Annotated in this window: 10 protein-coding genes; 3 read left to right on the forward strand and 7 right to left on the reverse strand. The window is 28.7% G+C overall.

From position 1 onward, the window contains the following. Window positions 1-248 precede the first annotated feature (248 nt). The 6 genes from EIC27_RS03075 to EIC27_RS03100 all read right to left on the reverse strand — a co-directional run bounded on the left by EIC27_RS03075 (window position 249) and on the right by EIC27_RS03100 (window position 9,230). Window positions 249-806, reverse strand: coding sequence for a hypothetical protein (locus tag EIC27_RS03075; protein ID WP_126044681.1), 558 nt, complete (start codon window positions 804-806; stop codon window positions 249-251). Further along, window positions 807-3,734 carry a TrbL/VirB6 family protein gene (locus EIC27_RS03080; RefSeq protein ID WP_126044682.1) on the reverse strand — a complete coding sequence of 976 codons (2,928 nt, stop codon included), beginning with the start codon at window positions 3,732-3,734 and terminating at the stop codon, window positions 807-809. Window positions 3,735-3,903: 169 nt separating this feature from the next. Further along, on the reverse strand, window positions 3,904-5,526 hold the full coding sequence (locus EIC27_RS03085) for a TrbL/VirB6 family protein (RefSeq protein ID WP_126044683.1): 1,623 nt from the start codon (window positions 5,524-5,526) through the stop codon (window positions 3,904-3,906). A 177-nt stretch (window positions 5,527-5,703) separates the two neighbouring features. Then, window positions 5,704-6,498: a hypothetical protein gene (locus EIC27_RS03090; protein WP_126044684.1), complete on the reverse strand. Its 795-nt coding sequence runs from the start codon at window positions 6,496-6,498 to the stop codon at window positions 5,704-5,706. Then, window positions 6,495-8,912 (reverse strand): VirB4 family type IV secretion/conjugal transfer ATPase, encoded by a 2,418-nt coding sequence (locus EIC27_RS03095; protein ID WP_126044685.1) that lies wholly within the window; start codon window positions 8,910-8,912, stop codon window positions 6,495-6,497. Before EIC27_RS03095 ends, EIC27_RS03090 begins: the two co-directional genes overlap by 4 nt. A gap of 27 nt (window positions 8,913-8,939) precedes the next feature. Beyond that, the gene (locus EIC27_RS03100; protein WP_126044686.1) at window positions 8,940-9,230 is read right to left on the reverse strand and encodes a VirB3 family type IV secretion system protein; all 291 of its coding nucleotides are present in this window, start codon (window positions 9,228-9,230) and stop codon (window positions 8,940-8,942) included. Between the two features lie 101 nt (window positions 9,231-9,331). Here EIC27_RS03100 and tmk point away from each other — a divergent pair, with 101 nt between their 5' ends. The 3 genes from tmk (at window position 9,332) to EIC27_RS03115 (ending at window position 11,383) form a co-directional block, all read left to right on the forward strand. Continuing rightward, entirely contained in the window at window positions 9,332-9,949 is a 618-nt protein-coding gene (gene tmk, locus EIC27_RS03105) for a dTMP kinase (protein ID WP_126044687.1), read from the forward strand. A 101-nt stretch (window positions 9,950-10,050) separates the two neighbouring features. Further along, a complete protein-coding gene (locus EIC27_RS03110) occupies window positions 10,051-11,112 on the forward strand; it encodes a TAXI family TRAP transporter solute-binding subunit (RefSeq protein WP_162298313.1) in 1,062 nt (353 codons plus the stop codon). 22 nt (window positions 11,113-11,134) lie between these two features. Continuing rightward, on the forward strand, window positions 11,135-11,383 hold the full coding sequence (locus EIC27_RS03115; RefSeq protein WP_126044689.1) for a glycerophosphodiester phosphodiesterase family protein: 249 nt from the start codon (window positions 11,135-11,137) through the stop codon (window positions 11,381-11,383). Between the two features lie 58 nt (window positions 11,384-11,441). Here the strand turns inward: EIC27_RS03115 and EIC27_RS08140 are convergent. After that, the coding region (locus tag EIC27_RS08140; protein WP_205702304.1) for a transposase domain-containing protein at window positions 11,442-11,671 on the reverse strand (230 nt) is incomplete at its 5' end.

Here is an 11,671-nt window from a genome sequence, read left to right on the forward strand (position 1 = left end):
AAAATTCATATTTACTTACATTACTTTTTTTATATTCTTCTACTAGCTCTTTCCATTTTTCATTACTTATTCTTTTTTTCTAATAGCATCATTAGCCTCTATTTTTTTAGGCTTTTGTTCTACCACTTATTTTTATTCTTGCCTAGATGCCCTTATTTTAGCGCTTACGAAGTAACGCTTGGTTTATACTGAGAAACTTTTAATGGACCTACCCTAAAAGTTCTAAAATTAATATCATCTAAAAATTGTTAATCATTAGGATTTTTATTATTTAAAGCAATAAGACCATAAATACCATATCCATCTTTTATACACCATGGTATATTTGCTTGTTTATTACCTACATTAATTTGTTCACCATCTGGATAACAATCTTGTCCTATTCCTACCTTACATGTATCAAATTTACACATTTTATTATTTATTTCTAAATCTCCCCAAGGCTTCCACGCACCTTCAACTGTAATAGCAATATTATTAGCATTACTATCTAAACTACTATTTCCTTTTGTATAAAAAGTTGGATCAAATTTTTTCCACTTACATTGACCACAATCTTCTTTTTTTGAATCATTACAATCACAATTCCCAGGAATAGCATCATTGTCACTACATGGACATTTAGAACGTATAATAATTAACGAAGACGTAAATCCATAATCATATGCCATATAACAACTTCCTTGATAATTATCAACTATCGCAGGACATATATCATCACTATATGAATATAAAACAAAAAAGCTTTTAATGAAAAGTAATATAAATAAAAATCTAAAATATCTTTTTATTTTTCTTGTTTCCATTTACTTCCTCTTAACTTTTTCTGATTTACTTTTTGAAGAATCTTTTGATTTTCCTGAAGAATTTTTTGATTTCCCATCTTTTTTATTTTTATTATCCTTTATTGAATAATCACCTGTGCCTAGTACTGTATTAGCAGCTTTAGAAATCATACCTGTTGCATAAGATTGAGTTTTTATAGCTACAGCTTCTAGATCAAAACCATAAAAACTATTTGTAGCAATTTTATTTGCAAAATTTGAAGCTAATCTTACCATTCCATCCATAGCTTGTACAACTACAAAAACTGCAAAAACTGGCACTATCATATTAATAGGAGAAGACATAGAAGCTTCAAGTGGAAAATGAGCTCCATATAATGCAACCCACCAAGCATCTTTCCACGGCAAACATATTTGAGTTCCAAATATATCAAATGATAAGATACATGTAGGACAAGCAGTAAAAAACAAAGATGCTTTTAAGGTCATAATAAATAATTTATGAAGTATTGCAAGTGCTGCAAAAGCAAAAACTGGCTGAAACACCATGGATATCATATTATTTATCCATGATCTAAACAACTTTGATGTCTTTTCAAATAACATAAAAGAAATAAAAATTGGAGCTAGGATAAATAATATACATAAAGTTATCATAGAATATAAATACGTTACTATAATTCTTAATGCACAAATTAAATAGCTAACTATTGCAATAATAATCAAAAACGCAATCAAAACTCCAATTAAACTTGTACAAAATAAAGCCCAAAGCTTTGTCCAAATAATATGATTAAATAACTGATGAAAAATTTCATCAAACATACTAAAAACACTTTTAACTAATTCTGAATGAGAAGCAGTATTTACATTAATTGATTGCACAGAAGTAATAGGTTGAATGATATCATAAACTAATTCCATACTTCCATTTAACAATGCACTAAATAAATATGTATTAAAAAATACCCAACTATTAGGAGATATTATCATTACTACAAAAGCAATTTTTAATACTCTATTCATTGCTTCTTTTTGAGTAATTTTTGCAAACCCTATCATAAAACTAATTCCTGTATATACTAAATACAGTACTAATAACGCTCTAATTCCATTAATTATCATTGGATCTTGAGTTAGTTTATTAAATATATCCTGAACTTTTCCTGAATTTGACTGATTACCATCTTCACCAATAAAAAACTTAGTAACAGTATTTACTACATCCGATATAACGCCTGAAACACTATCACTTGTAGTATCTTTTTTATTTACAATTACTCCATAAGATCCTAAAGTATTTTCCCTGCCTTTAGTTATAACGCTAGGGTTAATTCTGAAAAATATCCTACCATCTCCTTCTATTTTAACTTCTTTACCACTCTTGTCACCATAAATGTACTCATACGCATCCATCCATTTAACACTTGATTTCCATGGCTCATACTTTGAGTCGCCCGTAACAGGAACCACAGCATACTGCAATCCTTCACCATTTTTATGTGGACATCCTTTCCAATTTATTTCCACTTCATAACCACCAAAATTTTTTGAAAAATTTCGTGCGACTGTTTGATCAAAAGATGTATAACCTTGATTATATTCTGATTCATTTGATTCAAGAGTCTTATGTTGATAATATTTTCCATCAATAAAATAATTACATTCCTTAGTATATTTATAGATAGGAACTTTTCTTACACAGCACTTTTTATAAAACATTCCACAGTTAGGCCAATGATCCCAATCAACACATTGATCACCTGTTTTCTCTCTATTTGGTGTACATTGTGTAGTTAAAATATAATCATCCTTATATTTAATTTGTAATTTTTCATCATCCGGTTCATAGTTATTTAAGTGCCCAGAAAATTCAAATTTGTCTAAAGGCATATTACTAACTGAAAATCCATTGATATCCACATTCTTCTTAACATAATTGTTTCTAGTAGACCTTAAAGAACACATTTTACTCTTATCTTGTATATTATCATAACTTAACCCACCGCAACTGCCATTTTTACATTCTATTGTCTTATTATCTTTAGTTATACAATAAGATTTCTGTTGATCAGCATTGTAATAACAAGTTGACATCTGATCTCCAGGAAAATAATTTTGGCTACCAGAACATTTTCCATTAAAAGATAAACCTAAATCTGCTCTCTGTGGATCATAATAAAATTTTAAATCAGAATATAATAACTCCGAAATATATGGAAATTTATTACCAATATTTTGATCACCATAATAACCAAATACTTTACCTCCATATGCAAATCTTAAGTAATACCCATTTTTCAAAGGAATATCAGTATGGTAAAATGCAGTGTTTCTCACATTCCAAACTTTATTTGCATTTTTATTATTAAAATTTACACTTGTATCATTAGGATCTACATACCAATACTTTGGTGTAATTTTTTCTGTTTGAAAGCCACATAAAAATAATGTGTTACCATATTGGGTACCTGAATCACCTAAACTAAAAGTTACTTTATCACCATTTTTAACATCATAACTTATTGGAAAATATCCATAATTTACTGTCTCGTCATTATCGTCATTACTACCATCTTTATCACTTTTTGAAACAACACATGCTGTATTTGTAGTTATAGTTTTGTCTGCCCATTTCCAACCAAAAATACTAGATTGACTATCATCTGCAACTCTATAATCACTTGAAAACGTTTTACCTTGCCTACAGTTGACCATGCAATCTTCAATAATATCTTGATTTAATTGCACTCCAGTCAAACTATTAATAACATTATTCTTAGCTAATTGATAACAATCAGAACCATCTCTGTTTTCACAATTTGTAGTATCAAATTCACTTGGTTGAGAAAACTCTCTACATTGATTTTCACATATCTTATGACATTTATCACCAAGAGGTCTTACATATATATAACTTTTTTCAGCATCACCAAATTCCCAAGGCATATAACAACCTTCAAAATTAATCTGTGCGCTTACATATTGAGAAAAAAATGAAGTAAAAAAATTATATTTAGTAAAATAATTTTAATTTTAAATGTATTCTTCACATTCTTCATTAATTATCCTCTAAAAATTCTGAAACATGATTTATAAAAATCAATTGAAGGTAGTATCATTTGCTACCTCCTTTTTTAGCTCCACTAGCTCCTCCACTATCTCCTCCTGCTGCACTCTTAATAGCTTTTAACGGAGCTTTAGCTGCAGTTCCAAATGCCTTTTTAAAGGCACCAGATAAATCGCCTTTTGCAAGACCTGCAACAGATTCAACTCCAGTTAGATATGAAAAAAATGTGGATATAGAATTCATCAACATAAAAAATAAAAATGCCATCAATGCCAACTTAAGCATAGTATAAAATAATGTATCTACAACAGAAGAACTCATTATAGTATATGAACCTAATATCCATAAATCTAGAGTTTCATATAACCCCTTAATAATATGCCCTATATTCATATCGCACATATCTCTTATGCTATTATCAATGCTTCTACTACTACCCGTCATTCCTGCACCAATCTCAATATTGTTAGCTATGGCACAAATTGGACTTTCTGAAGATCCTTTGCTTTTACATTGTTCAAATATACTTTGTGAAGTGGAGTCTAATTTTAAATTTCCAAAATATATATTATCAAATGTGGCAAGCATTAAAGCTAAAAATGCAAAATGCAAACCAGGATAAATTACATATCCCAACAACATCTTAAACCATGCTTCATAAATACCTTTTGTAAAATCAAATAAAGCAAACGTTATCATTATTGGTGAAACTGCAACTAATATTGTTATTGAGAACATTGAAAGAATAAATATATGCACAAATTTAAACAGAATTTTTAGCAACATATATGAATAAACAAACATTGCTATCATTAATACAAAACCTATGCCACTAACTAAAATTAGTGCCGTAATAGACCAAATTGCAATAAGTCCAGCAAAAGAATAATTGCAAGTCCACATATTTAAATAATTAATTAACCTACAATCAATTAAATCCCATACCGTCATTGTAATATATCCATTTGCCCCAACGGTCGATTTCATATCACCTGTTATTGGTATATTTCTTTGACTTAATATATTCCTATTATTGTAATCATATGTACAATGTCCTAATGGATCTGCCATATTTTGAGATTCCATAAAATAACTAGCTATTTGTTGAGCCCCATCAGTAATACCATAATAAATCCCTACTTTTTTACCATTTTTATCAACTGAGAACCAAGCATTTCCTAAAGCAAAATAAAGAACTAATGCTAATTTTATTGCAAACATCAAGTAATCACTTCTTTTTAAATTACCTCCTGAATTCATAATCTTAATCCCTGTAAGACATAAATATAACGTCACTGCTGCAAGAACTATTCTCTTCAAATTTTTCTGTATTTCTGGAAAAAATCCTGTTTTATGATCTGGATTTATAAAAACCCTCTCTAGTAAATCTAATATACAGCCAACTGTTGTACTTGTTATATGCATATCACTCATTAAAAAATTTGACACTGATTTCTTATTTCCATTACCAGTATCTTCTCCAAGAATGCCACTGTTCATAGCTAAACCAAGAGTTTTTAAATCAGTTCTTCCATTACTAAAATATTCACATCTAGTACCTTCTCCCACTGCTAGATTAGGCACATCCACTAAATTAACTGGAGGAGGGACATAAGTGCACCCTACTCTTACTGGAAACAAAGTATATGGAGCTCCAACACATAATTGCACTTTACCGATAGTTGAATTAAATCTATAATATCCAATTAATCTAAAGAACCCTTGTGCATCACTTTCACCAGTTATATCAAATAAAGTTCCTAAGTCTTTTTTAAACGTACAAGAATCGTGTTGACTTGCAAATCCATGTAGAAGAAACTCAAAAGCATCAGTCCAATCACCATTTTGTCAAAATATTCTTTCCCAAGTGCTTGTATGATAAACTAATACATGACCATCTGATAAAGCCTTTATATCCGTTGGCATGTTAGAAGGAACATCTTTAAATGTTAATTTCTTAGTTGGATTAGGAATAACTAATTGACCATATTGATTTGTGCAATAAGGTGATGCTTCCAACATATACCCATATGTATTATCCAATTTTTCTCTATAATCCTCATCTGTTTCTATTAAGTTTCTCTTCAAACCAGGTTCATATTTAGGATCACAATGATAGAAAAAGGGAACATCTACTGCAGTAAGTGGTGGAAGAGGATTGTCACCTTGCACAAATTTTACATTACCATCACTATCTTTTGGTTCACACTCATATCCTAAAGCAAGATTTGCATATTCATGAGGTGCAATTATAAAAGCATTAGTACAAATATCAAGCATAACTAAATATTCAACACCAATTGCAACTAAAGCAAATATACTAGCTGGTGAAAATGATAAAAGCATATCCATATAAAGTATTGCTCTACCAATTGTAGCAAGTTCTGACCAACCAGCTCTAGATCCCTGTTTAATTGTATTATTAGCTTTTAAATAATGCGGAATACTAACGTTATTAAAATCTCCAACTGATAACTGAAACACAGCTTTACCAGAGCTGAAACAATTATCAATATGAGAAAACCATGCACTACCATCTCTTGTTTTATTTTCATAATCTATCATTGTATCAAAGCTATATACTTTTTCATCTACGTAAAACGTAATAAAAAATAATAATAAAATAATTTTTACATACTTCATTTTTTAGACCTAATTTCTTTAAGTTTTTCTGAAAATTTTGGTATCCAAATATTTAGATCGTTGCCATATTTTTTTCTTACCTCATCTAGTATAACAACAGTATCAGCTCTACCAGACAATATGTCAATTACATCACTCACACCACCTAAATCTACTTTTGCAACCACAGCATCATTACCTTGCTTTATTAAAAAGTGCCTAGTACCTGGATCTGTTGTCTTGATTAACTGATACTCTCTCTCACTTAGCATAAAAGAAGTTTTATACACATCAGTAGCTTTTAAATTTGGTAAAAAAATCTGTGTTGCAGTTTGTTGAATCAATGTATCACTTATCTGACTTTTACTAGCATCTTCCACGCTTTGAGTTGCAAATACAACAAAAGTATTTAGCTTCCTCAAAACTTTAAGCCAATCTTTAATTTTAGGAGCGAATATAGGATTATCTATTAAAGCCCAAGCCTCATCTAATACAATCATACTTGGTGTTCCATCAAGAGATAAATTAATTCTATGAAATATATAAGTTAAAACTGGACCTAAACTTGCCTTATCTTTTAATAATTCAGCCATTTCAAAGCCAAAAACACTGGATTTACCAAAGTCAATCACATCATCATCGTTATCAAAAATACTTGAATGAGATCCTCCTGAGTGCCACATAGCAAGTCTACCAGCAAGAGTGCCTGGCCCTGACATACCTAAAAATGCAGCAATATTAGATAACTTTCTATCTTTCTTATCTAATTTAAAATTACCTTCAATAGCACGTGTTAATAAATCAATATCTTGAGCAGTGATAGCCTCACCATTAACTGACACTAACTGCTTTAACCAATCAAGTAAAAATGTTTTATTTTCTCCTCTATCATCTAATTTCAATGGATTGAAATTACATTTTTTACTAGTATCAATTACAGTATATTCACCACCAAGTGCTCTTAAAAATATTTCTGCCCCTCTATCTTTATCAAAAAAGAATAATCTACATTGATATTTTTGAGATTGCGCACATAAAAAATTCATCAAAACAGTTTTACCAGCACCTGTTGGTCCTATAATTGTAGTATGGCCAACATCCCTTAAATGAAAATTAAAATAATATGGAGTTCCTGAAGTAGTATCCATAACTGTTACAGCATCACCCCAATGATTATCAAATTTTTTACCTGTAGGATAATTATGGAAAGAATTAAATGCCGCTAAATTTAAAGTATTAATAGTAGATGATCTAACTATATAATCATTATTACAAGGTAATTGAGCCCAAAAAGAAGGTTCCATATTTACTCTTTCTCTAACCCCAACACCACCTGTATTAGTAAGTTCAACTGATGCCATAGAAAGTGCATTTTCAAGTTCTTTTAAATTATCAGCAATACACATAATTGACAAATGATGTGTCCCAAATGCAATTTCACCACCCATTGCCATATCTAATGCTTCAGAAATTCCTGCAATCTGAGAAATTGCTTTATCACCCGCTTGAATCATCCTATTTTGTTGAAGCTGCATTTTTGCAATAGCTATTTGCCTATTAATAAACTGGAAAGATTGGATGATAACAAACTCAAATGGCATTTGCAAAAATCCGTCCATCATGCCTGCCCATGTCTTCTGGCTATATTCCTTTAAACTAACCATTCCTGCATATTTAGATTTACCATCAATTCCTTTTATCTCTATAGCTTTTTTACCAAAATAAAATCTTTGATTATTTACTAAATTATCAAGCTTACCAAATCCTATTAGAGCATTTGAATTACCTCCACAATTCACAATACTGTTAAAGAACTCTATTAATTCAGAATATTTTTGATTATTTCTCTCTATTATTCCAATAACCTCTGGACTATACTGCCTTAAAGAATTAACTATTCTATTAGTAGCTTCTTGTAATTGTTCAAAACCTTCAACCATTGATTCATCTTCAGTCTTTTTGTTTGAATTCTTTGAAAATTTTTCTAAAAAATCATTAATGAATGATACACTAATATTCTTTTTAACCTTATAACAAATAGTTATGTATAGTTCATTTAAGAAACCTTTATGATTTTTATGCTTTTGCACCCATTTATCATCTAAAAAGCTAGCAAAACCATCTGGCATATCTATACTTCCTTGAGAACCCTCATAAACATCTTGTTTTTTTCTAACAATATGGAAATACAGACTAATACTTGGATCAGCCATACCTTTGAAAAGGAAATTTCTAACATTCTTCTTTATATCAACATCTTCATCATCAGCTGTTTCAAAAGAAAAGCCACCTAGCCTTATTACTTGAATTAACTGGTTCTTCTTCGTATAAATGGTATTTTTATCTAAATGGTATAAATATGGTATAAAACCACTAAATAAATATTCTCTATTAATAAGAGCATTTTTCTCTGGTTTAGCTGAAAAAAATTTCATTATTTTACATCCCTTTTATTAAAAATATTAAAATGGATCATATGAATTTGCTCCATGAAAAAATTTATTTTTACACCTAGAACATTTTTCAGCTCTCACTTTAAACAATTCAATAAACAAAGGTTCTTTAGAACAAATATAATAACCTATGCCGTGAATTGGGAACGCAATGACTAAGTATAAAAACTTAGTTGTCATAATATACATCAACATACACACAAGCGCATTTACAATAAAAAAATTATAACTTACACCAAATAAAAGTGGAGGTCTTGTTAAACCTACAAATAGGTGGTCAGTAGTTAACGATCCTGGCATATCACTTTAAAAAAACACTTAAATTTATAGTAACTACTTGATTCTTTGAGTACAAGATATATTTTATAAATATCTAAAAAATATATGTTTTTTAAATACCTATGCATTTTATAACTTTTGAGGGATGTGATTTTTCAGGAAAATCAACTCAAATAAAATTATTACAAGAATATTTAGAAATCAATAATAAGAAAGTTTGTGTTACAAGGGAACCTGGAGGGACAATTTTAGCTGAAAAAATCAGAGAATTACTTTTATTACGCAATGAAATATCTGACCCACTTATAGAATATTTATTAATTTCAGCTGCTAGAAAAGACCACGTTGATAATTTAATTAAAACTAAGCTAAAAGAAGGTTATTATGTAATTTCAGATAGATTTTATGACTCATCAGTATGTTATCAAGGTTATTATAAAAATTTAAACACTACCACCTTAAATATAATAAAAGAATTAACAATCAACAAATTTGAGCCTGACTTAACTTTCTTAATTGACATATCTGTTGATGAAATACTTAAAAGAAAAAATATAAAAAGAGCTGAAAACAATATTTACGACAATAAAAATCAAGAATTTTATCAAAAAATTAAAGCATCTTATCTAGAAATAGCAAATAAGAATCCCCATAGAATATTTGTTATTGATGGAAATAAAAAAGCTAAAGATATTAGTAAGCAGATAATTAAAATTTTTACAAAAAAATATTATAGTTGATTTAACATTTAAAATCATGCAATATTTTCAAATAAAATCAATTTTATCTCATGTTTATAAATAGACTACTACTAGCAGTTTTATTTGCTCTATCCTTTAACATGCAAATACTATTTGCAATTGAAAAACCTCAAAATCCCTTTGAAAAACCAAAAATACAAAATAAAGAAATTATTAACAATGCAGACATAGATAACACTATTAACAATAGTAAGAAGCCTAGTAATAAAATAAAAATATCTACAGATACTAAAATAAAAAAAGAGGAATTTTACAACCCAAAAACAATCACCATTGCAACTAATTATGCAAATAATAGCGTTGGCAAGGTTATTTGTAGCCTAATAAATTATAATCAACATGTAACAGGTTTCGATCGTGTAACAAAGCAAACAAGCGGCAGCACAGAAAATATGAATAAACTAGAAAAGGGAGAAGTGGATTTTGCAATTGTTCCAGCCAGTATGATTTTTGATAAAATTCAAAATCAAAGTAATGAAAATAATAAATTTAGTAAAAATTATAGATTTATGTTATCGCTAGGAGATGAAGTATTAAACTTCATGGTGAATAAATACTCAAAAATAACAAGTATTGATGATATTAAAGGTAAAATAATAGATGTTGGCAGTAAAAATTCTGCATCTTATACTTTTTTACAAAAAATTTTAAAACAAAAAAAATGGACAGACAATGATTTTTCTGGAATTGAATACTTGAAATTCTCTGATAAAATTCACGCTTTATGCTCTAATAAAGTGGACGTATCATTTATATATGGTGGAATACCTGACACACGAGTTAGTAATATCACTAATTTCTGTGAAATCAGACTTATCTCCATAGATGATGAATTAATTAAAAATATATCATCTTCAAATTATTTTATAAATAAAGAAATAATCCCTGGAGAGTTTTATCTTGGAAACCCTATTGAAATAAATACTCTTGGAAGCCCTACATTGCTTATTTCTTCAAATAATGTTGAAAAATTATCTGCATACAATTTAGCAAATCTTATAATTGATAACTTAAATACCTTAAGTAAAATTCATCCAGCATTTAATATCTCTCCCTTAAAAAAAATTGCTGATAATCAAAATCAAATACCTTATCATCAAGGTGTTAAATTACTGTTTCAAGAAAAAAATTTATTACAATAATTAATATTCATTTATTATTAAGATGCTTTATAAATTTTTTATATTAGTATTATTAATAACTAATTTATCTTCCTTAAAATTAAAAGCTGATTTGCCATTAATAATACCTCATAGAGGAGGAAAATCAGAATTACCAGAAAACACAATATTTGCTTTCACAGAATTAAAAAATCTTAAAATAAATATAATGGAAATTGACGTGCAAATTACAAAAGATGAAATTCCAATAGTTTATCATTCAAAAGTAAACGCTAAAATATCCACATCTTGACAAGTATTATCCGCCTTTCTTTGGGTTTCTTAAGTTTTTTGATAATTCTAAAAAAAATTTAATTTGATGATATTTTTTTATCAATATTATATGGAAGTAAATTTACTAACTCTTTTGGATCAGAATAATCATGAATATGATTCAGCAAATATTTTAAATAATCATAAGGATTAATCTTATTTACTTTGCAAGTTTCAATAATACTATAAATATTTGCACTAGCTTTAGCACCCTTAGTTGTTGCACAGAACATCCAATTTTTTCTGCCAACTGCAAATGGTTTTATAC

Origin of the sequence: Candidatus Aquarickettsia rohweri (assembly GCF_003953955.1) — a bacterium.
In the GTDB taxonomy this organism is placed as follows: Bacteria; Pseudomonadota; Alphaproteobacteria; order Rickettsiales; family Midichloriaceae; genus Aquirickettsia; species Aquirickettsia rohweri.

Bases quoted from the DNA above. Each gene is read 5' to 3' on its own strand.
- EIC27_RS03075 (WP_126044681.1), bottom strand. From the start codon at position 806: ATGGAAACAAGAAAAATAAAAAGATATTTTAGATTTTTATTTATATTA.
- EIC27_RS03080 (WP_126044682.1), bottom strand. From the start codon at position 3,734: ATGCCTTGGGAATTTGGTGATGCTGAAAAAAGTTATATATATGTAAGA.
- EIC27_RS03090 (WP_126044684.1), bottom strand. From the start codon at position 6,498: ATGAAGTATGTAAAAATTATTTTATTATTATTTTTTATTACGTTTTAC.
- EIC27_RS03095 (WP_126044685.1), bottom strand. From the start codon at position 8,912: ATGAAATTTTTTTCAGCTAAACCAGAGAAAAATGCTCTTATTAATAGA.
- EIC27_RS03100 (WP_126044686.1), bottom strand. From the start codon at position 9,230: ATGCCAGGATCGTTAACTACTGACCACCTATTTGTAGGTTTAACAAGA.
- tmk (WP_126044687.1), top strand. From the start codon at position 9,332: ATGCATTTTATAACTTTTGAGGGATGTGATTTTTCAGGAAAATCAACT.
- EIC27_RS03110 (WP_162298313.1), top strand. From the start codon at position 10,051: ATGCAAATACTATTTGCAATTGAAAAACCTCAAAATCCCTTTGAAAAA.
- EIC27_RS03115 (WP_126044689.1), top strand. From the start codon at position 11,135: ATGCTTTATAAATTTTTTATATTAGTATTATTAATAACTAATTTATCT.